Genomic DNA, 22,510 nt, shown 5'->3' on the forward strand with positions numbered 1-22,510 from the left:
CTCAACGTCATCGCTTGCAAGGCGATGCACAAGGAGAAACAGACATGCGCAAGATACTCGGCATTTTTGGGAACGCCCGACAGCACTGGGTCGGCGACGGTTTTCCTGTTCGCTCGCTGCTTTCCCATGACGCCGTCGGTGAACATGCAAGCCCGTTCCTGTTGCTCGACTATGCGGGGCCGACCGAATTTGCACCGACCAGCCGGCCGCGCGGCGTCGGTGTGCATCCGCATCGCGGCTTCGAGACGGTGACCATCGTCTATCGTGGCGAAGTGGATCATCGGGATTCGGCCGGCAATGGCGGCCATATCGGCCCGGGCGACGTGCAATGGATGACGGCAGCCGGCGGTATCCTGCACGAGGAGTACCATTCGGACGCCTTCACCAGGCAGGGCGGGACGCTGGAAATGGTCCAGCTCTGGGTCAACCTGCCGGCCAGAGCCAAATCCGCAAAGCCGGGATACCAGACACTCCTTAGCCGTGACATCCCCACCGTGCCGCTGCCGGAGGATGCCGGCACGCTCAGGGTGATCGCCGGCGCGTTCGACGGCCGCAACGGACCGGCGAAGACGTTTACGCCGATCAATCTCTGGGATGTCAGGCTGAAACAGGGAGGTTCGCTCGCGCTCGATCTGCCAGAGGGCCATTCGATCGGTCTGGCAGTGCTGCACGGCACCGTGCTGGTCAACGGCAGCGACCTGATCGGTGAAGCCCAGTTCGGCCTCCTCGGCCGCGAAGGCGGCGCCATTACGCTCGATGCCAGCTCGGATGCTACCGTCCTCGTCTTGAGCGGTGAGCCGATCGACGAACCCGTGGTCATGCATGGCCCCTTCGTGATGAACACGGCGGACGAAATCCGCCAGGCCTTCGCCGACTTCCAGAACGGCAGCTTCGGCGCCGTTTCAGCACCGGCACTTTGAGTTCTCGTGGGCTCGGAACTCCGCGCCGAACCCACGACGGCCGATCAACGGCCAGAGCACGCGGATATGACTAGAGATGAAGGAGTCTTCACTATGGCAAAAACCTACAAGCGTCTCGACAAGGATCAGGCTGCGGTTCTGCTCGTCGACCACCAGGCCGGTCTGCTCTCGCTGGTCCGGGATATCGATCCCGACAAATTCAAGAACAACGTTCTGGCACTCGCGGACCTCGCGAAATACTTCAAGCTGCCGACGATCCTGACAACCAGCTTCGAGGATGGTCCGAACGGCCCGATCGTGCCGGAACTGAAGGAAATGTTCCCGGATGCGCCGTTCATTCCGCGCCCCGGCCAGATCAACGCCTGGGACAATGAAGACTTCGTCAAGGCGGTCAAGGCCACCGGCAAGAAGCAACTGATCATTGCCGGCGTCGTCACGGAGGTCTGCGTGGCATTCCCGGCCCTGTCAGCCCTCGAGGAGGGATTTGAAGTCTTCGTCGTTACTGACGCGTCGGGCACTTTCAACGAGATCACCCGCCATTCGGCCTGGGATCGCATGTCGCAGTCCGGCGCACAGCTGATGACCTGGTTCGGTCTTGCCTGCGAACTGCATCGCGATTGGCGCAACGACGTCGAGGGGCTTGGAACGCTGTTCTCCAACCACATCCCCGACTACCGCAACCTGATAAGCAGCTACACGACCACCAAGGCTTCCCGTTAATTACGGGCCAGTCATAGGAGAAGAGCCATGACGAATGTCAACAACGTCGCCAACTTCAACGGCGCCCGCCCGGTCATCGATCCCGATGATGCGGTCATGCTTCTGATCGACCATCAGAGCGGCCTGTTTCAGACCGTCAACGACATGCCGATGCCGAAGCTACGCGCCCATGCGGCAGCCCTTGCCAGCATGGCGACGCTGACAAAGATGCCCGTCATCACAACGGCTTCGGTGCCGCAGGGACCGAACGGTCCGTTGATCCCGGAAATCCACGCGAATGCGCCGCATGCCACATATGTCGCCCGTCGCGGCGAGATCAACGCCTGGGACAATCCGGACTTCGTGGCCGCCGTCAAGGCGACGGGCCGCAAGACGCTGATCATTGCCGGCACGATCACCAGCGTCTGCATGGCATTTCCGGCCATCAGCGCCGTCCACGAGGGCTACAAGGTCTTCGCCGTCGTCGACGCGTCGGGTACCTATTCGAAAATGGCGCAGGAGATCACGCTTGCCCGCGTTGTCCAGGCGGGTGTTGTCCCGATGGACACGGCGGCCGTCGCCTCCGAACTGCAGCGGACCTGGCATCGTGACGACGCGCAGCAATGGGCGGAGATCTACACCAAGATCTTCCCGGAGTATCAGCTGCTGATCGAAAGCTACCTGAAGGCCCAACAGGTGGAAAAGGAACACGAGACGCTCGATTCGGCCCGCGGCTGAACCAGCATTTGTTGAAAACGGCGTCGCCGGCGGGAAATCCCGCCGGCAACGTTTGTCGTTATTTCAGGTCGATCTGCAGCACCGTCTGCAGCAGGACGTCGGCGCCACGGGCGCATTCCTCCGGCGAGGAGTATTCGGCTTCGTTGTGCGACAGCCCGTCCTTGGAGGGCACGAAGATCATGGCCGTCGGGCAGTTGCCGGCGATGTGGGCGGCATCGTGACCGGCGCCGGAGACGACCTCGGTGGCGGAATAGCCGAGTGCGGCGGCGCTGGCGCGCACGACATCGACAATGCCGGGATCGAATATGACGGGTTGCTTCGACCAGATGTGACTGAGCGCGATCCTGGCGTCGATCGCGCCGATCGCCTGCTCAAGCGCCGCCTGCATCTGATCGAGCCCCGCTTCAGAGGGGTGGCGCATGTCGATCTGCAACTGCACCGAGCCCGGCACGACATTGCGCGAATTGGGGCCGATTGCGGCAAACCCTGTGGTGCCGACGCCAGGTGGGTGACGGCGCGCGATATCGCGCACGGCAAGCACGATCTGGGAGGCGGCGACCAACGCGTCGTCACGCTGCGCCATCGGGGTGCTGCCGGCATGGGCTTCCGTCCCGGCGATCGTCACATCGAACCAGCGCACCCCTTGCACGCCGGTGACGATACCGATCTCGGTCGCCGCCGCTTCCAGCAATGGGCCTTGCTCGATATGGAGCTCGACATAGGCGGTAAAGCCGACATGGCCGAGAGCGGTTTCGCCGCGATAGCCGATGGCTTCGAGCGCTGCCAATACGGTCTTTCCGTCCCGGTCGATCAAAGCCTCGATTGCTTCCAGGCGCGATGCGCCGGCAAAGACGCCTGAACCCATCATCGCCGGCGAGAAGCGCGAGCCTTCCTCGTTCGTCCAGTTGACGACTGTCAGGCCATGCCGCAGCACTGTGCCGCTCCCCTTCAGCGTGCGGATCAGTTCCACCCCGGCCAAAACACCGAGAATGCCGTCGAACCGGCCACCCTGCGGCTGGGTATCGAGATGGCTGCCGACGGCGATCGGCGGCAGAGACGGGTCTTCGCCGGGATAGGTGGCGAAGATGTTGCCGATCCGATCGATTTCAATTGCGCAGCCCAGCGAGCGGCATTCGGCGACGAACCAGTCTCGAACCTGCCGGTCCTCTTCCGTCAGCGTCAGCCGGGTGACGCCGCCCCTGTCGGTGCCGCCGAAGCGCGCCGTGGAAACGATATCGGCCCATAGCCGGTCGCCGTTGATTGCAGGCATGTTGGTGCCTGTGGCCAGGTTTTTGCGTGCTTGTCCCATGGCGGTCATTTCTGTTCTTCGGCCGCTTCGGCATTCAGGCGGTAGCGGAAGTCGCAATGGGACGCGCCCTGCATCACCGTCTGCGTGCGCTCAAGCGTGATGCGCGGGTCGTAACCGGTACAAAACACGCCATCACGGTTGCAGGAGAGCAGGTGCCCGATATGGCCGAGTCCCATCTCGCGATAGGTCTCGGCGTATCGACAGCGCTTGACGTTGTAGTGGAACTCGTCGTCGGTCGCTTTCGTCACCTCGATCGTCAGGGCATCGTCCTGCGTCCAGAGATCCTGCAGCTCCTGGAATGTCCGCAGATTGGTGCCACCGGGGGTCTTCGCCGCAAACGCCTTGCCGGCCTCGATGGCAGCCTGGCTGACAGCCTTGTCGAGGATCGCCTGGGCACGTTCCTCGCCGATCTCTTCGCGCATCGCCTCATAGATCGGTGCGATGATGCCGGCCTCAATGCGTCGCCGCGCGAGAATGCCCAGCTCGCCTTCCATCGCCGCCCGCGATGTCGCAGGGCCCGCTGAATTGTCGTTGTCCGTCATGAAATCTTCTACCTCCCTGCCCAACAAATGGTTGGGTTGAATGGCGACAGGATACACCGTGATTACGGATGCCGGGTTGCAATCCCGTGCCCTTCATAGGGGTCGTTGCGCAAATATTTCGCGCCTGGCTGCCTTTCCAGCGAAAATATTCTTGGTCGGCAGCGGTTATCCGCGCGGCTTGAGCAGCTCGTTCGGAAGCCAAAGCGCGGGTGTCAACGACATCCGTCAACCCGTCATCGCTGACTGCTTGAAACGAACCATTTGTAATAGGGATTGGCCGGTTCGACGCGCATCAGCACTTCCATGTCGCGCGCCCATTCGGCACGGTAGCCGGCATAGGCATTGAGCGAGGCCTGGTAGAAGAGCAGCAGCCTGTTATGCGCTTCGGCGATTGCCGTTTTCGTTACGGGGTCTGCGGTTACCAGCGGAAGATCTGTTCTGAGGGCGATGAGAGCCGGAAGCGTGCGCTGCAGCTCGTCGGGTCGCGCCCAACTTGCATATTCGATCCGCGGCTGATCGTCCGTTACAGGAAGGGCGTCGCCGGCGTAGCGCTCCAGCCCCGAACGATCCATCATCCAGGTCGCCAGCAGATCGGCCGGGCTGGAAATTCCGACCTCGCCGAGCGCTGTCGCAAGCGGCCGTTCCTTCATCCGCTCCGCAATCCGCGTGGCGTCGATATCTTGGCGTGCGAGAGAGCCGACCAGAAGCATCTCGTGCAGTTCCGTCGACCAGAGCGTGACCTCAGGGAAAGTGTCGAGAAAGCTTCTGACGAGGGAACGGGTGTCCTCGTCGTTCTGGGTGGCGATCGGCAGCCATTGGGCCACCATGCCATTGTCTGCCAGACGCGCGCGCGCCAGCCGGTAGAAATCGGACGAATAGAGATTGACGACACCGGCCGCCGACGGCGGCGGTGGCTCGAGCGTGATCAGGTCGTAGCGCTCCTCGCTTCGCAACAGTTCTCGCCGACCGTCGCGCAGGCGGACCTCCAGTCGGGGATCATGGGGGGCATCGTAATTGCCCTTGAACAGAGCGGACGCGCGGGCGACCGAAGGCAAAAGTTCAGCAGCGACGCGGCGCTCCAGCCCTGGATAGGCGAGCAGCGACCCGGCGGTGATGCCGGTTCCAAGCCCTATCACCAGCGCCGACTTCGGTTCGCCCTTTTGGATCAGGAGCGGCAACAAAGCCTGCAGCCGCATGTAACGCAGCGACGGCATGGCATCGCCGGTGTTGGAAACGCCCTGGATATAAAGCCGGCGGAAGCGACGGTCGGCCTGTCCCTGTTCGATCACCGCGACGGTCGCGCCGAGGCCTTCTTCATAAGAGACGATCGTGCCGTCGCTACGCGACTTCGTCAGCAGATTGGCGAGCCGGTCCGACGGTACGAAGAACGCTAGCAGCAGGGTGAGGGCGCCGAGCATGGGCACGGCAAGACGAGGGCCAACCAACGCGCTGCCCTTGCCCCTGAAGATCGCGACAAGGCCGATCATGGCGGCGATGACCGCCAGGATGGCAAAGCTGCGGACGATGCCGAGCGTCGGGATCAGTAGAAAGCCTGTGGCAAGCGTGCCGGCGATGCCGCCGAGCGTATTGAAGGCCAGCACGCGGCCGGTATCGCGCCCGACATGGGCAGGATTGACCGCAAGGCGCAAGGCGACGGGAAAGGCGGCGCCGAGGATCAGCGTCGGGATGAAGACGATGGTGAGCGCCGCCACAAGGAAACGCGCGCACATGCCGGCGAAGATGCTGCCTGTCATCGCTGCGACCGTCGCTTCCGCATTCGTCTGCCAAACGGTGAGCCAGGTGCCGAGCACCGCCAGCTCGAAAAGCGCGACGAGGCCGGCAGCTGTAATGAGCAGGCCGAACGTGGTCCAGGGATCGGTCAGCTTGTCGGTTCGCCGCGAAAAGATCGCAGCGCCAAGCGCAAGGCCTGCGAGATAAGTCGCAAGCACGACCGAGAAGGCGAAGGAGCGGGTCGAGATGAATTGCACGATCGCCTGCGACCAGGCGACCTCATAGCCGAGCGCGACGCCGCCGGCGAGCGCGTAGAGAGCAAGCGCCAGCCGGGACCCGCCTTCGCCGATGGATGGTGTCGGAGATGCCTCGGGAGCTGAGGTGGCGGAAGCCGCGCCGCGAGAAACCGCGGTGGCAGCAGCGGTCAGGCCGAGAGCGGCGGCAGCAACACCGGTTGCCTGTACCCCGAGTGCGGGAATGATCACGAAGGAGACGGCGAGGCAGCCGACGATCGCGCCGAGCGTATTGGCAGCGTAAAGGCGTCCGCCCTTGGCACTGATGCCGCCGGGCGCCGCTTGCAGGGAGCGCAAGAGCACAGGAAGAGTGCCGCCCATCAAAAAGGCCGGCGCGGCCACGAGCAGGATCAGCATCCCCCAGGCGACAACGGGCAGGTCCATCTCGATCGAGACGAAGAGCGGCGCAATCCGCGCCAGTGCGAAGGTAACAACAACGCCAAGCAGCGCGACGCCGGTCTCAAGCAGCGCATAGAGACGCAAGGGGCGGGCGGTACGGTCACTGGCGCGACCGAGGGCGAAGCTGCCGAGGGCAAGGCCGAGGAAGAAGGCGCTGACGCCGGCGCTGACCGCATGGACGTCGACACCGGTGACGAGCGAGAGTTGCTTGATCCAGAGGACCTGAAAGATCAGCGCCGCTGCGCCGGACAAGAAAAGCATGAAGCCGGCCATTGCGGGGCTGAAGGCATAGGCCTGTTGCTGCATGCCCTGTCTCTCGTCGGGCCCGTCGACATCGACCGAGCGTACGGGCGCAGAAGTCTTTGCGGTCAATCCGGGTCACCATAGGTTCTAAATGCTAGGAATGAAAAGGCGGCACTCGCAAGAGCGCCGCCTTCTTCAGCTTATTGGGCCGCCGGGGCCTTCTTCATGATCTCGTCGATCTTGGCATGCACGCCTTCCTCGACCTGGTCGACCGAGAAGCTCGCGGGCTTCTGGCTCGGCGGGTACTCGATGAAGGTTTCGAGGAACGCCGCGGCCTTCATGGTGGCGATGCCGGCGAGATAAACGTTCTTCGTCCTCCAGTCGTTGTACTGGTCGGAGACAATGTCGGCCCGCTCATAGGGATCCATGCGCAGATTGAACATCTTCGGCACGCGCAGGCAGGTGAAAGGGTCCTGCCAGACGTCGAAGCCGCCAGGCTTGCGCATTTCGCAGAAAACCGCCTTCCAGTTGTCAAAGCGAATGGCGACCAGCTTGGCGTCGTCGTTGAAGTAGAAGAACTCGTTGCGCGCGCCCTTTGGCTGCTCGCCCAGAAGGTAGGGGAGCTGGTTGTAGCCATCGAGGTGAACCTTGAAGTCCTTGTCGCCGAGCTTGGTTCCCTTCAGCAGCCGGTCCTTTACGTCCTTGTCACCGGCAGCGGCAAGCAAGGTCGGGAACCAGTCGAGGCCGGAGACCATTTCGTTGGAAACACCCGGCTTGATCTTGCCCGGCCACCGCACGATGGCGGGAACGCGGAAGGCGCCTTCCCAGTTGGTGTCCTTCTCGCTGCGGAATGGCGTCGTTGCGGCGTCCGGCCAGGAGAACTGATTGGGGCCATTGTCGGTGGCGTAAACGACGATCGTGTTGTCGGCGATCTTCAGGTCGTCGATCGCCTTCAGAAGTTTGCCGACGTCGTTGTCGTGTTCGACCATACCGTCGGCATAATCGTTGCCCGGCATGCCGCTCTGGCCCTTGTATTCGGGCCGGATGTGGGTGAACAGATGCATGCGCGTCGTGTTCATCCAGGTGAAGAAGGGCTTGCCTTCCTTGACCTGCTTTTCCATGAAACCTATGGCTGCCGCCGTCGTCTCGTCGTCGATCGTCTCCATGCGCTTGGTGTTGAGCGCGCCGGTATCCTCGATCTTGCCATCGGCAAACGAATGCAGCACGCCGCGCGGCGTGGCCGCCTTGACGAAGGGATCGTTGGGATCCTTCGGCCAGTAGGGCCGTTCCGGTTCTTCCTCGGCATTGAGATGGTAGAGGTTTCCAAAGAATTCGTCGAAACCATGGGCTGTCGGCAGGAATCGGTCCTGGTCGCCCAGATGGTTCTTGCCGAACTGGCCTGTTGCATAGCCGAGCGGCTTCAGCGCCTGGGCAATCGTGACGTCGCGATCCTGCAGGCCGACGGGCGCTCCGGGAACCCCGACCTTGGACATGCCGGTGCGAAGCACCGACTGGCCGGTAATGAAGGTGGAGCGGCCGGCCGTGCAGCTGTTTTCTGCGTAGTAGTCCGTGAACATCATGCCTTCAGAGGCAAGCCGATCGATATTGGGTGTTTTGTAACCCATCACGCCGAAGGAATAGGCGCTGATATTGGTCTGGCCGATATCGTCGCCGAAGATGACGAGGATGTTGGGCTTGGCCGCATCCTGGGCCAATGCTGGCAAGGCCGACGCAGAGATCGTCGACATCAGCACGGTGCCGGCAAGCGCAAGCGCTTTCGGCTTGATGGACCTGTGGACTGCTGAAGCAGCCAGCAGGCCGAAGGCACTCTTCATATCAATGGGCATCTCATGTCTCCCTGAGGCACGATGGATTGCTTTCGGACGGGCAGGCAAAGTCCTGGATCGTACCGGTGAACTGTGAGTTGAAGCCGGTGTTAGCGGCAAGTACGTAACAGTTACGAAGGGCTGTATCGCGTCGCAAAGTCCCGGCGGCCAAGCGCTAGCGATTGTTCGGCGCGTCAGCTTAAAAGGCCGGATTGAGATCGGGCAGTTCGTTGCCCGAAGGCATATCGATGTCGGAGGTCTGTTCGAGCCAGCGCCGCCTTGCCGTGTTGAGGCCGGCCCTTAGCGCCACGAGATCTGGCGTCGGCATCGCTTCGGCAAGCCGGTAAAGCGACTGCTGGTGCTCGGCGAAGGCTGTCTTCGTATCGGGGTCGGCGAAGCGATCGAGCCATTGCGTCAATGGCACATTCCCCGTCTTACGCGACCATGCGTCGATCGCCGTTTCAAAACGTTGGGCGTCGCCGCTGCGACATCCCTCGTCGACGCGACGGAAAGCCGAGGGCTCGGATTGCGCGCGGCGCGCCTGCGTTTCGTCAAACCAGATCTGGATACGGCCTGCCACATCGGCCGCAATCCGGATCAGAAGCGCAAGCGCTGCGACGGCCAGCGCGGCCGCGACCCACCATAGCCAGTCGAACGGGGCTTTCTCTGGCGGTGAGGATGGTGGAGCAAGATCTGTCGCATGGGCAGGCGCTGCGGCAACCGACACCTTGGCGCCTGGCGCCTCGGCCGTTTGGGTTCTGCCGAGTGCCGGATCGAACCACTGCAAGGGGATTGCAGGGATCGTGAAGTCCCCGGCCTTCGCGAAGACATAGGTGGCGGTGTCCTTGCGAACACCACCGCGGAACTCGCCCCGGTCCGATCTGTCCTCGGAGAGAACGGGGTCGTGAACATAGACTTGCACGCCTTCGGGCGCATCGAAGGATGGCTCCGGGATCATCATCGCGGCCAGCCCGCGCGCGTTGACGGTGACGGTGCGAACCAGGGCATCGCCGGCGCTGAGGCTCACCAGATCGCGATCGAAGGTCTGGGTGATCGTCACTTTCGCCGCGGTGACGCCTGGGTTGCCATCAGCGCCGCCGGGCACCGCCGTGACGGTCAGCCGCAGCGACGGCATTTTCACTTGGCCCTGCGTGGTCTCGCCCGGAACGGCGGCATAGCCGAATGGGATATCGACCGACGGCAATGTGTAGTCGCCGGCTGACTGCGGGGTGATGACGTAGGTCTTGCGGATCCCGGAAAAGTCAACGCCGTCGATGGTTTCGTTGAGGTTCAGGCCGCGATCGTCGGGCATCGTCACGACGGTGCCGGGCAGATCGAACAGCGGAAACTGCGGCGGCGACAGAAAGTAGTTGGGGGCGAAGACGTCGACGTCGATTTCTACTTGCTGCCCGGCATAGATCGTTCCCTTGGTGGCGAGCGTCGCTCGAGCGAAGGGATCGGCCGCGCGCGCGGTGGTAGTCATCGACAGCCAGAGGGCGGCCAATGCAAGGAGAATAAGCGAAATGCGAACGTTCATGGCTTCGCATCCTCCGCTTCGATCGCAAATTTGCGCGCCAGCAGGTCGGCGGGCGAGACCTGGATGTTGCGCATCCACATCTCGGCGGTCTGTGCCGCTCCCTGGACCGTCCCTTGCTCGCCCTTCTTGCCCTTGTCGTCGAACTGGACCTTGTCCGGGTCGAGCCCGGCGGCTTCCTGCTGGGCGTCCTGATCCTGCTTGTCCTTGTCTGCCTTGCGTTTTTCGGCGGCCGCCAGATTCTGTTTGGCTTCGGGCCAGTCCGGTCGCCGCTTGAGCGCCTGCTGGTAGGCGGCAATCGCCTCCTCGGCCTTGTCGAGGTGCATCAGGGCGTTGCCCTGATTGTAGTAGCTTTCGGCGGTATCGCCTTGGGCGAAGGCATCAATCGCATCCTGGTAACGACCGATGCGATAGAGCGCCACGCCCTGCCAGGCCGGATCGGTGAAATCGCCGGCGGCACCCTGGAAATCACCGCGCTCGATGGCGCGTTGTCCCTGCTGATCCGGGGTGAACCAGAGATCGGCAAAGCTTCGATCGGCTGCTTCGGCCTTTGCGCCCGGCAACACCGTCCCGATGGCAACCAGATAGACCGCCCAGCGCACCGACCAACCACGACGGAACCAGAGCGCGGCCAGGATCGCGATCGGGATGGTCAGCCACCAGCCGGCATCGTACCAGCGTGTCAGACCTTCCGCCGTCTTCTGCGCGAAGCTCGTCTGGATTCGCCTGACGATCCAGCGCACATCTGTGTCGTCGGGCGTGACCGTCGCGACCTGGGCCTTCGACGCTGACTGCAATGCCTTCAGCGCATCGACGTCGAGTTTGGCGCGGACCCGCGCGCCCGTTGCATCCGTCAGGAACTGACCGTCTGCCGTCTTCACCGGGCCGCCGTCGGCAGTGCCGATGCCGAGCACCATGAGGTCGTTGCGGCCCTTGTACTGCGCAAAGGCGTCGAACGCTGTGCGCTCGACGCCATCGGTCATGAACAGGATCGTGCCCGGCACGGTCTCGCCGGAAAGGGCGTCTTCCACCAGCTGCAGCGCCTTGCCGGTATTTCTGCCCTCAACCGGCATGATGCCTGGCGAAAGTGCCGCCAGATAGGTTTTGATCAGGTTTGCATCGTCGGTGAGCGGCAGGACCATGTGGGCGGTGCCGGCATAGGCAAAGAGCGCCGTGCGGGCACCCTTTCGCAGCGAGAGGATGTCCTGCACCTTCAGTTTGGTCCGCTCAAGCCGCGTGGGCGAGATATCGGTGGCATTCATCGTCGCTGTCAGGTCGATGGCGATCGCCAGCGGAGCGGTGTCCTCGACAAAGGGCGGCTTTTCGCGCTGCCATGTGGGGCCGGCTGCGGCGATCGCGGCGATTGCGATCAGGGCAGCCGTCAGATGAACGGGATGGAACCGGCGCGCTCCGCCCTTCTCGATCAGAAGGTGATCGAGAAGATGCGGCGCGATCATGCCCTGCCATTGCGAGCGCACGTCGGTGCGCCGGCCGATCAACATCACAAGCAAGGGCGCCGCAAGCAGCGCCAGAAGCCAGAGGGGTCTGAGGAAATGGAAGTCGGCAATCATGCTCCGGCCTCCTGTTCGCGCCTGCGGTCGGCGCGCGCCGATAGCAGCCACATGATCGCGTGATAGACCAGCACGAGGATCAACGCGGCGCCGAGCGGATAGTGGAAGAGTTCGATGCGCGGCCGCCAGGAGAGCGTCTTCTGGTTGGCCGGCGTCAACTGGTCGAGAAGCTCGTAGATGTTCTGCAACGAGGCCTGGTCCTGGCCGAAGAAATATCGTCCGTGCGTCGTGGTCGCGATCCCCTGCAGCACCGCCGTGTCGAGCTTCTGCTCGCCTTGTGCATTGGGGTCGCCGATGCCGACCGTGTGGATGACGATATGTTTTTCGGCGGCAATGCCAGCGGCCTTGTCTGGCGGCATCTTGCTTGCGGTGTCATTGCCATCGGTTAGCAGGATCAGGACCTTGTCCGGCGCCGTGCTCTGGTCGAACATCTTGATCGCAAGGCCGACCGCGTCGCCGATCGCCGTTCGCGGGCCGGCCATGCCCGGCAGGCTATCGGCAAGCATCGCCTGGACCGTCTTGTGGTCGAGCGTGAACGGCACGAGGGGATAGGGCGCGTCGCCAAAGGCGATAAGGCCGAGGCGATCTTCCGGACGCTTGTCGATGAAATCGGCGACGACCGCGTGCACGGCGTCGACACGGGCCTGAAGATTGCCGGCCGGATCGTGAAAGTCGCGCGTGTCCATCGATTGCGACAGGTCGATTGCCAGCATCAGGTCGCGCTGCGGTTCCGTCTTTTCGATCGGCGGCTCGATATATTGCGGCCGTGCCAGTGCCAGAACGATCAGGATCCAGCAGATCGGCGCAATCAGCTTTTGCCCGAGATTGGTCTTCGGCACCACCGACCCTTCGGTTGCCCCGATGCCTGCCGCCGCGGTGATGTCCTTGAAGAATGGGATGCGGACCGCCGCCGATTGTTCGCGATAGGCCGGCAACAGCCACCAGATGATGACAGGAAGCGGCAGAAGGACGAGCAGCCAGGAATGATCAAGGACGTACATGATGCGCCTCGATCCAATGGCGTGCCGCCGCGAGGTGGGCCTTCGCCTCGGCTTCCGGCACGGAGGCCAGTGCCGCCGGCCCGCGGTACTCCGCTTCCTCGAAGAAATGTGCCGCCGCTGCCGGAAAGACCGGGCCACCGGAATGGGCGTTGAGGAAGTCGATCCAGCCGCTGCCGCTCAGATTGGCAACTGCCTCACGCGGCCAGACGGCGAGCGCGGTGCGCTTGAGAAGGGCGGGCAGTGCAGCGAGCGCATGGCCACGTGTTTGCGCCGCGCCGATGCGCCCTTCGATCTCGCGCAGCTCGCCAAGCGCCTCGCGACGGTAACGATTGAGCTGACGGTAGCGATACCAGCGCCAGAGCGCAAAGGCGAGTGCCAGCGTAAGAAGAGCGCCGAGAACAGCCCAGGCCCAGGTCTGCGGCAGCATCGAGACGTGCGGCGGCAAGGCGATGTCGGCGAGGCCGCGGAGTGCTGCAGCAAGCCCGGGATCGACCGCTGGCGTGGTGCCTTCCATCGCTACCGTCTCCGCTGACGCCAGGCCAGTTGGCCGAGCATGGTGCGCAATTGCGGTGCTATCTCTTCTGCCGAGGAAATGGGCAGCATCGGCAGGCCCAAGTCCTCCTGCCAGGCCTTCAGCGCACGCCCGCGCTTGCGGGCGAACCTGTCGATCGCTTCGCGAACATTTCCATGGCCGAACTGAAGTTCGGCCTGCTCAGCACCGCCGCTGACGACGATGTCACCCTTGCGCGGCAGATCCAGCATGAAAGGATCGTAGATCAGGATGGCGATCACATCGTTATGGGCAGACAGCTTGAGCAGCATGTCGCGCGTCTCCAGGCCGTGCCCGTCGAAATCGCTGATGACGATAATCAGATGATCGTGCTTGGCAATATTGGCGACGGTCGAAAGCACCAAATCCAGTTGCTCGTCGCCCCTTGCAACCTGAGAGGTGGCGGTAAGCGCGGTGTTATGGCGAACGATGACGTCGGCAAAACGGATGACGGCCTCGCGGCTGCGATGGGGCCTGATCTCGTCGACGGTCTCGTCACTGAACACGAAGCCGCCGACCCGGTCGCCGAGCGCGGTGATGCGCCAGGCGCAGAGAGCCGCCACTTCCGCCGCCGCCACCGCCTTCATCGCACGCCGGCTACCGAAGAACATGTTGATGCGCTGGTCGACGATCACCAGTGCCGGTCGATCCTTCTCCTCGTCATAGACCCGCACGACCGGCTTGCCGGTTCGCGCCGTCACCCTCCAGTCGATGGTGCGGATGTCATCGCCGGGCAGGTATTCCCGCAGTTCCTCGAACGAAAGCCCGCGGCCACGCATGCGTGATTCATGACGTCCGGCCATCAATCGCCGGACCGGCGCCTTGCGCAGGAAGGTCAGGTCGCAGGCTATCGCCTCGAGGGCGACCAGTTCGTCGACGGAGGTGTAGGCACCTGATATCTCCGTCTTCCCAGGACGGGAGATGCCCTTCGACCTTGCGAACGCGGACAGGGATATTGCCATCGGACCTCCTCCATCTCTCAGGCGACAGCAACCTGCTGCACGATCCTGTCGATGACCTGGCTGGCTGTCGTGCCGCCGGCATGGGCTTCATAGGAAAGGACGAGCCGGTGGCGGAAGACATCGTGCACGGTGGCCTGCACGTCATCGGGCGTCACGAAATCTCGGCCCTTCAGCCATGCATGGGCGCGAGAAACCTTGTCGAGGCCGATGACGCCGCGCGGGCTGATGCCCACCTGGATCCACTTGGAGAGATCCTTGTCGAGCTTGTCCGGATAGCGCGTCGCCATGACGAGGGCGACGATGTAGTCCTCGATCGCGCTCGATACGGTTACTGCCGAGATCTCCTTGCGCGCGGTAAACACGGCGTCCTGCGCCAGCTTTTCGTCGGACTTGGCCTTTGATGTCGTCGCCGTTTCTTCCGATCGCACCAAACGCATGATCTCGGCCTCCGACTTGGCGTCGGGATAATCGACCTGGATATGCATGAGGAAACGGTCGAGTTGCGCCTCGGGCAGCGGGTAGGTGCCTTCCTGCTCGATCGGGTTTTGCGTCGCCATGACCATGAAGAGGTCAGGCAGTTCGTGACTGTCACCACCGACCGTGACCTGTCGCTCCTCCATCGCCTCGAGCAGTGCCGACTGCACTTTCGCCGGAGCGCGGTTCACTTCGTCGGCAAGGATGAGGTTGGCGAAGATCGGGCCTTGCTGAAAGCGGAACTCGCCTTTGCCGCTTTCGGTAAAATAGACTTCGGAGCCGGTGATATCAGATGGCAAAAGGTCAGGAGTGAACTGGATGCGCGACAGTTCGGCATCGAGGTTTTTCGCCATGCTCTTGATCGCTCGCGTCTTGGCGAGCCCGGGCAGGCCTTCGACCAGCAGATGGCCGTTGCTCAGGAGGCCGAGCAACAGGCGCTCGATCATGCCCTCCTGGCCGACAATGGCTTGGCCGATGCGCTTGCCGAGCTGCTCGATGTCGTCACGTGTACCCATGAGATTTAGCCCTTCCCGCCGGCCCGGCGGCGCCAGCCCTTGTGAACTCGCGACAGAGATTAAGGTTACATGTGGTCAGAAGGAAAGAACGTAACAGTAACGAAGGCAACGATTGCTGCGTTGCCCCGGGCGCCGGCGAGGAGAAATTCCGCAATCGTGAAAATCGTCCGTCTTCGTAACCGTTACGTACTTTGGACGCCGCAGAATTGCATTTAGGCTTCAGTCGACTAGGATGACCGGGACGTCCCAAAGGGAGATTGATGCCTGATGCAAGTCTTATCGACAAGACAGGTCCCTGACGAAACGCCGATGGCTATCAGCGCGCACGAGCCGATCTGGATCGAGGGCGGCACCTTCGTCATGGGGTCTAACAATCATTACCCCGAAGAGGCGCCGGCCCATCCGGTCAAGGTCGACGGTTTCTGGATCGATGTCACGCCGGTCACGAACAGACAGTTCGCCGCTTTCGTGGACGCGACCGGTTATGTCACCGTCGCCGAGAAGGCTCCCGACCCCAAGGACTATCCAGGTGCAAAGCCAGAAATGATGCGGGCGGGTTCGGTCATTTTCGATCCTCCCAAACGGGTCGTCAGCCGGGATTCTTCGCAATGGTGGGACTTCAAGTTCGGCGCCGATTGGCGACGCCCCTATGGCCGGCAAAGCAATATCCGCGGCAAGCTCGACCATCCCGTCGTGCACATCTCCTATGTCGATGCCATGGCCTATGCCAAGTGGGCCGGCAAGGACCTGCCGACGGAGGCGGAGTGGGAATTTGCCGCCAAGGGAGGCCTGGAGGGCGCGGAATTTGCCTGGGGCGATGAACTCGTGCCGGATGGCCGCTTCATGGCCAACACCTGGCACGGCGCTTTCCCGACGGAAAATTTGCGACCTGACGGCTTCGAGCGGACCTCTCCGGTCGCCAGCTTTCCTGCCAATGGCTATGGCCTCTACGACATGATCGGCAATGTCTGGGAATGGACGAGCGACTACTGGTCGAGCAATCATCCCGAGCCCGCGCAAAAAAGCTGTTGCATCCCCTCCAACCCGCGCGGCGGCGGGCTTGAGGCGAGCTTCGATCCGAGACAACCGGAAATCCTGATAGCGCGGCGGGTCGTAAAGGGTGGGTCCCACCTCTGCGCGCCAAACTATTGCCGTCGCTATCGACCGGCAGCTCGCCATGCACACGAGGAGAATGCGGCAACGACCCATATCGGCTTCCGCTGCATCCGGCGGGCTTAAGCGTTTTCGCGAGAACAGTCTTGTTTCAGCTAAGGAGAAAAAACGATGATTTCGATGGCAGGACGATCCGCGTCAACTGAGATGAAATCCCCAGGTAAAGGCTGGCGGCGGCGGACCTTTATGGCGGCGGCAGCATCGCTTGCAATGATGCTGGCGGCTCCCACGCTTGCGGTGGCCGCCGATGCGCCTCCAATCGGCCTTCCCTCCTGGAATGACGGCGCGGCGAAATCGGCGATCATCGATTTCGTGACGCGGGTGACAACGGAGGGCGGCCCTGATTATGTCGCTGAGGTCGACCGCATCGCCGTGTTCGACAACGACGGTACGCTCTGGACAGAGCAGCCGATGTATTTCCAGGGCATGTTCATCAATGACCGCATCAAGGCCATGGCCCCAGACCATCCGGAATGGAAGGACAAGGAGCCGTTTGCATCGCTGCTGAAGGGCGATATGGCCGGCGTTGCCGCGGCGGGTGAAAAGGGCCTTGTCGAGCTTGCCATGGCGACCCACGCAGGCATGACGACGGAGGATTTCACGAAGATCGTCAAGGATTGGTTCGCAAGCGCGAAGCACCCCCGTTTCGACCGGCCCTACAACGAGATTACCTTTCAACCGATGAGGGAGGTTTTGGACTATCTCCGGGAAAACGGTTTCAAGACCTACATCGTTTCGGGTGGCGGCATCGAGTTCATGCGGCCGATGACCGAGCAGATGTACGGAATTCCTCCGGAGCAGGTGGTCGGCAGCACCATAACAACCAAGTATGAGCTTCAGGGCGACACGCCGGTGCTCATGCGCGAGCCGAAGGTGGATTTCATTGACGATGGTCCCGGCAAGCCCGTGGGTATCAACAAGTTCATCGGTCGCCGCCCGATCTTTGCCGCCGGAAACTCCGATGGCGACTACGAAATGCTGCGCTGGGTTACTTCCGGTTCAGGGCCGAGCTTCGGGATGATCGTGCATCACACCGACGGCGAGCGGGAATGGGCCTATGACCGCCAGTCGCATGTCGGAAAGTTGGACAAGGCGATGAACGAGGCAGAGCAGCGAAAGTGGCTGCTTGTCGACATGAAGGCAGATTGGAACAAGGTCTACGCTTTCGATAAGTAGAATGCGTCACGGGCAGATTGCTCGCTGCCGGAGCGGTGGCGAGCAACGTCTATCTGCCAACTATTTCGTTGTAACCTGTGTGAAGGCGATGCCGTCGATGTGACCGTTTTTCAGACGGTAGACGAGCGATTGCAAGACCATCATATTCTGTTCGCCTTGCTGCTGGTGGGCATAGCGCACCATTTCTTGCATCGGTGCCGCGCCGAAGCGCTTCTCCAGATCGGCCGCGCTGTCCTTCAAGGTCGGAACCGGGAGCAGCAGCGGCGCAAGCGCCACGGTTGGCGTGTCGCATTTGTCGGCATCGCCGGACACTTCCTCGGTCGAGATGAACGTCACCGGCTTCTGGGCGGGCGTCGTTGCGTCTGATCTGCCGTTTGCAACGAACCATATCCGTCGCGGCAGATCGCCGGTGGAAAGTTCGTAGCACAGCCAGCCGACTGACAAGCCCTCCACCGTCCGGCTGCGGATGTTGCCGCCGAACGTTGCCTTGACCTCGTCGAGTGTCGTCTTTTCGAGCGTTATCGCAAGCGAGCCGGCATTGATGAGGTTGTTGAACGGCGTTTCGAACTGGAACGTCTGCGCTGTCGCCGTCTGTCCGCCAAGGACGAGGGAAGGCAGGCCGCTCAATTTGTCGTCGCTTGCCGCAAGCTCGGTGCTCAGCAGCGTCAGAACGGTCGCAGCGATCCCGGCGGAAAGGAACGCCACAACACGTCGGTCACGAGAAATCTTGTCCAAGGATCGCATGGAACTCTCTCCGTTGTACTCAGCGCGAAATACGGCTGTCGCAGCGGGTATTCTAGCCGCCGCAGCCTTCCGCATTGAAGTACGTAACAGTTACAATCGGCGGCGACGGAAGGCCGAGGAACGCCGCAGCCCAAGCGTAACACCTGGCAGCGCCAACTGTAGCGCACTGCCCAAGCCGGGCAAGCCGCACCGGTTGCGGTCAGTCGCGCGCTGGCGGTTCATGAAAACGCGGCCGCGGCGAAAATCCTTTGTCCCGGTCAGCGACGCCTGATCCGATGTGTGCCAGCGGTGCATTTCCGCGCCTGCATGCAGCCCCCGTCAAGCGGTAGGCACCAATGTAACTGTTACGTACTTCCGCACGGACCGGGTTCCTGCAAATTTGCAGCGCAGGAGAGAGGTGCAGGCGGAAGTTGGTCATCTGCCTGCCCGAGAGTGTATCCGTCAGACAGGCAAATCTCAACGAGACGCTGGCAGTCAGAGTGGCGGTGGCACCTCTGGATCTGTGCAAGATGCGCGCGAAAGACGTCTTCGCGCGCAGGCGTGGCATGAAGCATCGATCATCGTTCAATCGGGTAGAGCACAATGCCCAACGAAGCCAAACAACGGGGACTTTTGAAGCTGATGCTGAAGCTTCCGGCGTTGCGCGGCCAGTTGCAGCTTCTGAGCGGCAAGAACATGCCGCTCGTCAGTCTTTGCGAAGCCTATGACGAGGCGGCTTCCATGCTCGATCGCCAGCGCCGGCGTGATCCGCAGGATGCGTCGATGGTGTCGGAGTACGAACTGATCTGTCTGGAGATCGAAGAGGAAGTGATTTCGATCTGTCTTGCCAATGCAGATAACAAATCTAATCCCATGTGATTAGTTATTCATTCGTACGGCATCGCCCTTTTCTATCGGTTTGCCCCTGCAAACTCAGTGGTTTTCAAGTCTGTCCATTGTTTCATTTTGAACCTGCGGCGTTTCTTTGAAAATGTTTTGTGACGGGTCAATATTTCTCTTCCCGCTGCCCGGTGTGTGATCTAGAGTTCACCTCGCATTGGCACTCTCTTTCGGGTTGTAGGTAGATGGGGGCGCGGTATGAAAGCAGGAGAAGACGCGGACCGAGCGGTTTATTGCCCTGTTGCCGAACGCCCGGCCAGAGCCGAACTCGATCGCATGCTAAGCGATCCGCGCTTTCACGGCACCGAGCGCCACCGAAAACTGTTGCGATACCTGGTTGAAGAGTTTTTCGCCGGGCGGTCAGCGTCGGTGAAAGCCTATACGATCGCGATCGACGTCTTCGCCCGGCCGAGTTCGTTCGATCCGGCAACCGACCCCATCGTTCGGGTTGAAGCGTCGCGGCTTCGCGCTGCATTGGCACAGTACTATGAGGCGCTTGGCGATGAAGCCACACTGCGCATCGAGCTGCCCAAGGGCAATTACGTGCCACTCTTTGTCAGGTCTGACGGCAAACCGTCGCAGGTTCTGCTCGCTCCGCCGCCGATATCCTCTTATGTGCCGGAGCCACCCGAACAATTGTCTTCGACGGCTGTTGTCGGTCGTCGCCTATCCATGGCGAACGTTGCCCTTGCCGGCGCGGGGGTTTTGGCGGTTGCCTTTGCCCTTTATGCTTTGACGGCCGATCAATTTCCCTGGAAGCCGATCCTGTCGGAAAAACCGACCATCATCGTCGATGTTGAACCGCAAGAATTGAAGGGCAGCGAAGAGCGGCGGAGGGTCGGGGGCTATCTGGTCCACGCGCTGTCGCAGTTCTCGTCGGTGCGGACGCTGGCGCAGGAGCCGCCTGAGGGCGTCGACGTCGCATCGGTTACCGGCTGGGTTGCGCCCAGATCCGCTGTCCGCCTTGCCGGCAGCAAGGAATATAAACTGTCGATCAGCTACAATATGGCAAACGATGCTCACGAGCTTGCCTGGCAGGTGGTCGACCCGCAGAGCAACGAGGTCTTGCGCTCCGGTGTCTCGAAACTGACGCTCGAAGACGGCGGCAACGCCGAGGAAATCCAACAGGCCATTCTGGTGCGACTTGCGCGCGCGCTTGCGGGTGAAGACGGTTTGGTCACCAGGCTGGAGGCCGCACGCCAGATTGCAGCGCCTTCGCTGGGATATGGTTGCGTGTTGCAGGCCGATATGGCCCTCGCGCGGAACGATGCTGAAAATTTCGCAAATGCGCTCGCTTGCCTGGAGCGATCCCTCGCCTACAAGGCAAATGATGCCGATGTATCGGCCAGCCTGGCGATGGTCCTGGTGGCGACGGGCGAGGCAGGCGCTTCGCCGACCGTTCGCGACAGAGCGCTGAAGCTTGCCGACAGAGCTGTCGCGCTTGCGCCCCAGGCGAGCCAGAGCTACGTGGCTCAGATGATGGCGCGCTTTGCTGCCGGCGACCGGGAAGCGGCCTTTCTGTCGGGACAGCGCGCCAGCGCACTCAATCCGCTGGATGAGGCTATCCCAGCCAGAATGGGTCTGTTGCAGTACATCTCCGGCCATTGGTCCGAAGGCCTGAGGCTGGCGCGATTGGCTGAGGAGAATGGGGAGTATACGCATCACGATGCGGCTTTGACGCTGGCCCTCGATGCCTATCGAGGGCGCCGCTACGAAGAGGCCCTGCTTCGCGTGCGACAGCTTGCAAACTCGTCGGACCGGGCCGTCAATATGCTGCGACTGGCCGTCGCCGGTCAGCTCGGATTGACGCAGGAGGCGACCAGCGCTCTTGGCGAAGTGCGTTCGCCGGAAGGTCCACAGCAAATCTCGCTGACGGCTGAACCGGCTATGAGGAGTTATGCACCGGAACTGGCGGCGGTTATCGAAGACGGCCTCGGCAAGGCCAACCTCCAAATTGCCGGAAATCCTTAGGCTTGGAGCGGCGGCACCGCGCGCCGCCGCTCCGGCTTTCACGCCTCGTCGGCAACGCGGATGACAAGCTTGCCGAAGTTGCGGCCTTCCAGCAGGCCGATGAAAGCGGTCGGCGCGTTTTCGAGACCGTCGACGATATCTTCCTGATAGCGAACCTCGCCCGCGGAAATCCATGCGGCCATTTCTCGATAGAAGTCGGGGCGCTGGTCGACGAATTCCCTTTGGATGAAGCCGCGTATTGACAGGCTCTTGCTCAGAACGTCGCGCATGACGGCGGGAAGGCGGTCGCCACTCGTCTGTTCGCCGGGGCGGCTGTTGTACTGCGCGATCAAGCCGCAGACGGGAATGCGGGCGAAGTCGTTGAGTAGCGGAAACACCGCATCCCAGACATGCCCGCCGACATTCTCGAAATAGACGTCGATCCCGCCGGGGCAGGCCGCTGCCAGTTGCTCGGCAAAGTCGGCTGCATGGTGATCGACGACCGCGTCGAAGCCGAGCTCGTCGCGAACGAATGCACACTTCGCCGCACCCCCGGCAATCCCGACGGCACGTGCGCCCTTGATGCGGGCGATCTGGCCCACGGCCGATCCCACGGCGCCACTGGCCGCAGCAACCACGACCGTTTCGCCCGACTTCGGCTTGCCGATCGTCAAGAGGCCGGAATAGGCCGTAAAGCCCGGCATGCCGAGGACGCCGAGCGCGGTTGTGAGTGGTGCTGCCTGCGGGTCGAGTTTGCGCACGCCCGCACCATCGGAGAGCGCGTAGCTTTGCCAACCGGAATGGGACAGCACGAAATCGCCCTCGGCGAAATCAGGATGGCGTGAAAGCACGACGCGAGCCACCGTTCCGCCCTCCATGACGCTGCCGATCTCGACGGGCTTGGCGTAGGATTTTCCGGCATTCATGCGCCCGCGCATATAGGGATCGAGCGACAGGTAAAGGATCTTCAGCAGGATCTGGCCATCGCCCGGTTCCGGTATCGCGGAATGGCCGATCTTGAAATCATCCGGTTTTGGCTTGCCGTCGGGACGGGAAGCAAGAAGGATCTGGGTGTTTTCGGACGTCATGAGGCTTCCTTCTACCGCCGGCGATGCGTCTGGCGGCAGCGCGGCGGGTCTGGTGTTTCTGGTCGGGCTTACCTTCGCGGGCGTCGTGCAAGACGGCAAGCCGCGACTTCTGACCCTCGGGCGGATGCTCGAACTGCCCAAGCATTGAGCCGGTCACCCATTATGCCAAAAGCCCAACGGCTGCTGACGGTTG

20 protein-coding genes are annotated in these 22,510 nt (G+C 62.2%); 8 read left to right on the plus strand and 12 right to left on the minus strand.

The features are described 5' to 3' along the window. Positions 1–44: 44 nt before the first annotated feature. The 3 genes from BLJAPNOD_RS22750 (at position 45) to BLJAPNOD_RS22760 (ending at position 2,357) form a co-directional block, all read left to right on the plus strand. On the plus strand, positions 45–920 hold the full coding sequence (locus tag BLJAPNOD_RS22750) for a pirin family protein (protein ID WP_115421581.1): 876 nt from the start codon (positions 45–47) through the stop codon (positions 918–920). A gap of 93 nt (positions 921–1,013) precedes the next feature. Beyond that, entirely contained in the window at positions 1,014–1,640 is a 627-nt protein-coding gene (ycaC, locus tag BLJAPNOD_RS22755; RefSeq protein WP_077502058.1) for an isochorismate family cysteine hydrolase YcaC, read from the plus strand. Between the two features lie 27 nt (positions 1,641–1,667). Next, the gene (locus tag BLJAPNOD_RS22760; RefSeq protein ID WP_077502056.1) at positions 1,668–2,357 is read left to right on the plus strand and encodes an isochorismatase family protein; all 690 of its coding nucleotides are present in this window, start codon (positions 1,668–1,670) and stop codon (positions 2,355–2,357) included. Positions 2,358–2,415: 58 nt separating this feature from the next. Here BLJAPNOD_RS22760 and BLJAPNOD_RS22765 read toward each other — a convergent pair whose 3' ends face one another. From BLJAPNOD_RS22765 to BLJAPNOD_RS22810, 10 genes are all read right to left on the minus strand, one after another. Then, on the minus strand, positions 2,416–3,627 hold the full coding sequence (locus tag BLJAPNOD_RS22765; RefSeq protein WP_244611054.1) for a Zn-dependent hydrolase: 1,212 nt from the start codon (positions 3,625–3,627) through the stop codon (positions 2,416–2,418). A gap of 44 nt (positions 3,628–3,671) precedes the next feature. After that, positions 3,672–4,208: an L-2-amino-thiazoline-4-carboxylic acid hydrolase gene (locus BLJAPNOD_RS22770; RefSeq protein WP_115421583.1), complete on the minus strand. Its 537-nt coding sequence runs from the start codon at positions 4,206–4,208 to the stop codon at positions 3,672–3,674. A gap of 233 nt (positions 4,209–4,441) precedes the next feature. Next, complete coding sequence (locus tag BLJAPNOD_RS22775) at positions 4,442–7,003, minus strand: fused MFS/spermidine synthase (RefSeq protein WP_244611055.1); 2,562 nt, start codon at positions 7,001–7,003, stop codon at positions 4,442–4,444. A 71-nt stretch (positions 7,004–7,074) separates the two neighbouring features. Next, positions 7,075–8,622, minus strand: a complete 1,548-nt coding sequence (locus BLJAPNOD_RS22780) for an arylsulfatase (RefSeq protein ID WP_115421873.1) — start codon at positions 8,620–8,622, stop codon at positions 7,075–7,077. A 277-nt stretch (positions 8,623–8,899) separates the two neighbouring features. Continuing rightward, the gene (locus BLJAPNOD_RS22785; RefSeq protein ID WP_115421584.1) at positions 8,900–10,237 is read right to left on the minus strand and encodes a BatD family protein; all 1,338 of its coding nucleotides are present in this window, start codon (positions 10,235–10,237) and stop codon (positions 8,900–8,902) included. Beyond that, complete coding sequence (locus BLJAPNOD_RS22790) at positions 10,234–11,805, minus strand: VWA domain-containing protein (protein ID WP_115421585.1); 1,572 nt, start codon at positions 11,803–11,805, stop codon at positions 10,234–10,236. The genes BLJAPNOD_RS22785 and BLJAPNOD_RS22790 overlap by 4 nt, the downstream gene beginning before the upstream one ends. Beyond that, the gene (locus BLJAPNOD_RS22795; protein WP_115421586.1) at positions 11,802–12,806 is read right to left on the minus strand and encodes a VWA domain-containing protein; all 1,005 of its coding nucleotides are present in this window, start codon (positions 12,804–12,806) and stop codon (positions 11,802–11,804) included. Before BLJAPNOD_RS22795 ends, BLJAPNOD_RS22790 begins: the two co-directional genes overlap by 4 nt. Then, positions 12,793–13,320, minus strand: a complete 528-nt coding sequence (locus BLJAPNOD_RS22800) for a DUF4381 domain-containing protein (protein WP_115421587.1) — start codon at positions 13,318–13,320, stop codon at positions 12,793–12,795. The genes BLJAPNOD_RS22795 and BLJAPNOD_RS22800 overlap by 14 nt, the downstream gene beginning before the upstream one ends. 2 nt (positions 13,321–13,322) lie before the next feature. Beyond that, on the minus strand, positions 13,323–14,318 hold the full coding sequence (locus tag BLJAPNOD_RS22805) for a DUF58 domain-containing protein (protein WP_115421588.1): 996 nt from the start codon (positions 14,316–14,318) through the stop codon (positions 13,323–13,325). Positions 14,319–14,335: 17 nt separating this feature from the next. Continuing rightward, entirely contained in the window at positions 14,336–15,307 is a 972-nt protein-coding gene (locus BLJAPNOD_RS22810; RefSeq protein ID WP_115421589.1) for a MoxR family ATPase, read from the minus strand. A 309-nt stretch (positions 15,308–15,616) separates the two neighbouring features. Here BLJAPNOD_RS22810 and BLJAPNOD_RS22815 point away from each other — a divergent pair, with 309 nt between their 5' ends. After that, on the plus strand, positions 15,617–16,546 hold the full coding sequence (locus BLJAPNOD_RS22815; RefSeq protein WP_115421590.1) for a formylglycine-generating enzyme family protein: 930 nt from the start codon (positions 15,617–15,619) through the stop codon (positions 16,544–16,546). A gap of 144 nt (positions 16,547–16,690) precedes the next feature. Then, positions 16,691–17,656, plus strand: coding sequence for an HAD family hydrolase (locus BLJAPNOD_RS22820; protein WP_115421874.1), 966 nt, complete (start codon positions 16,691–16,693; stop codon positions 17,654–17,656). A gap of 60 nt (positions 17,657–17,716) precedes the next feature. Here BLJAPNOD_RS22820 and BLJAPNOD_RS22825 read toward each other — a convergent pair whose 3' ends face one another. Beyond that, positions 17,717–18,400: a hypothetical protein gene (locus tag BLJAPNOD_RS22825; protein WP_077502041.1), complete on the minus strand. Its 684-nt coding sequence runs from the start codon at positions 18,398–18,400 to the stop codon at positions 17,717–17,719. Between the two features lie 582 nt (positions 18,401–18,982). Between BLJAPNOD_RS22825 and BLJAPNOD_RS22830 the strand changes: the two genes are divergently transcribed. Further along, a complete protein-coding gene (locus tag BLJAPNOD_RS22830) occupies positions 18,983–19,258 on the plus strand; it encodes a hypothetical protein (RefSeq protein ID WP_077502040.1) in 276 nt (91 codons plus the stop codon). A 219-nt stretch (positions 19,259–19,477) separates the two neighbouring features. Continuing rightward, positions 19,478–21,250 (plus strand): hypothetical protein, encoded by a 1,773-nt coding sequence (locus BLJAPNOD_RS22835; RefSeq protein WP_147294569.1) that lies wholly within the window; start codon positions 19,478–19,480, stop codon positions 21,248–21,250. A gap of 38 nt (positions 21,251–21,288) precedes the next feature. On the opposite strand, the gene BLJAPNOD_RS22840 is transcribed toward BLJAPNOD_RS22835, so the two are convergent. Next, entirely contained in the window at positions 21,289–22,317 is a 1,029-nt protein-coding gene (locus BLJAPNOD_RS22840) for an NADP-dependent oxidoreductase (protein ID WP_077502038.1), read from the minus strand. Between BLJAPNOD_RS22840 and BLJAPNOD_RS35435 the strand changes: the two genes are divergently transcribed. After that, on the plus strand, positions 22,316–22,465 hold the full coding sequence (locus BLJAPNOD_RS35435; protein WP_158556153.1) for a hypothetical protein: 150 nt from the start codon (positions 22,316–22,318) through the stop codon (positions 22,463–22,465). The two genes, BLJAPNOD_RS22840 and BLJAPNOD_RS35435, sit on opposite strands and share 2 nt — an antisense overlap. Positions 22,466–22,510 lie beyond the last annotated feature (45 nt).

Source organism: Ensifer sp. M14 (assembly GCF_003355565.1).
Taxonomy (GTDB): domain Bacteria; phylum Pseudomonadota; class Alphaproteobacteria; order Rhizobiales; family Rhizobiaceae; genus Ensifer.

Bases quoted from the DNA above. Each gene is read 5' to 3' on its own strand.
- BLJAPNOD_RS22815 (WP_115421590.1), top strand. From the start codon at position 15,617: ATGGCTATCAGCGCGCACGAGCCGATCTGGATCGAGGGCGGCACCTTC.
- ycaC (WP_077502058.1), top strand. From the start codon at position 1,014: ATGGCAAAAACCTACAAGCGTCTCGACAAGGATCAGGCTGCGGTTCTG.
- BLJAPNOD_RS22795 (WP_115421586.1), bottom strand. From the start codon at position 12,806: ATGTACGTCCTTGATCATTCCTGGCTGCTCGTCCTTCTGCCGCTTCCT.
- BLJAPNOD_RS22770 (WP_115421583.1), bottom strand. From the start codon at position 4,208: ATGACGGACAACGACAATTCAGCGGGCCCTGCGACATCGCGGGCGGCG.
- BLJAPNOD_RS22805 (WP_115421588.1), bottom strand. From the start codon at position 14,318: ATGGCAATATCCCTGTCCGCGTTCGCAAGGTCGAAGGGCATCTCCCGT.
- BLJAPNOD_RS22835 (WP_147294569.1), top strand. From the start codon at position 19,478: ATGAAAGCAGGAGAAGACGCGGACCGAGCGGTTTATTGCCCTGTTGCC.
- BLJAPNOD_RS22820 (WP_115421874.1), top strand. From the start codon at position 16,691: ATGATGCTGGCGGCTCCCACGCTTGCGGTGGCCGCCGATGCGCCTCCA.
- BLJAPNOD_RS35435 (WP_158556153.1), top strand. From the start codon at position 22,316: ATGAGGCTTCCTTCTACCGCCGGCGATGCGTCTGGCGGCAGCGCGGCG.
- BLJAPNOD_RS22760 (WP_077502056.1), top strand. From the start codon at position 1,668: ATGACGAATGTCAACAACGTCGCCAACTTCAACGGCGCCCGCCCGGTC.
- BLJAPNOD_RS22825 (WP_077502041.1), bottom strand. From the start codon at position 18,400: ATGCGATCCTTGGACAAGATTTCTCGTGACCGACGTGTTGTGGCGTTC.
- BLJAPNOD_RS22810 (WP_115421589.1), bottom strand. From the start codon at position 15,307: ATGGGTACACGTGACGACATCGAGCAGCTCGGCAAGCGCATCGGCCAA.
- BLJAPNOD_RS22790 (WP_115421585.1), bottom strand. From the start codon at position 11,805: ATGATTGCCGACTTCCATTTCCTCAGACCCCTCTGGCTTCTGGCGCTG.
- BLJAPNOD_RS22750 (WP_115421581.1), top strand. From the start codon at position 45: ATGCGCAAGATACTCGGCATTTTTGGGAACGCCCGACAGCACTGGGTC.
- BLJAPNOD_RS22840 (WP_077502038.1), bottom strand. From the start codon at position 22,317: ATGACGTCCGAAAACACCCAGATCCTTCTTGCTTCCCGTCCCGACGGC.
- BLJAPNOD_RS22785 (WP_115421584.1), bottom strand. From the start codon at position 10,237: ATGAACGTTCGCATTTCGCTTATTCTCCTTGCATTGGCCGCCCTCTGG.
- BLJAPNOD_RS22765 (WP_244611054.1), bottom strand. From the start codon at position 3,627: ATGCCTGCAATCAACGGCGACCGGCTATGGGCCGATATCGTTTCCACG.
- BLJAPNOD_RS22780 (WP_115421873.1), bottom strand. From the start codon at position 8,622: ATGTCGACGATCTCTGCGTCGGCCTTGCCAGCATTGGCCCAGGATGCG.
- BLJAPNOD_RS22800 (WP_115421587.1), bottom strand. From the start codon at position 13,320: ATGGAAGGCACCACGCCAGCGGTCGATCCCGGGCTTGCTGCAGCACTC.
- BLJAPNOD_RS22830 (WP_077502040.1), top strand. From the start codon at position 18,983: ATGCCCAACGAAGCCAAACAACGGGGACTTTTGAAGCTGATGCTGAAG.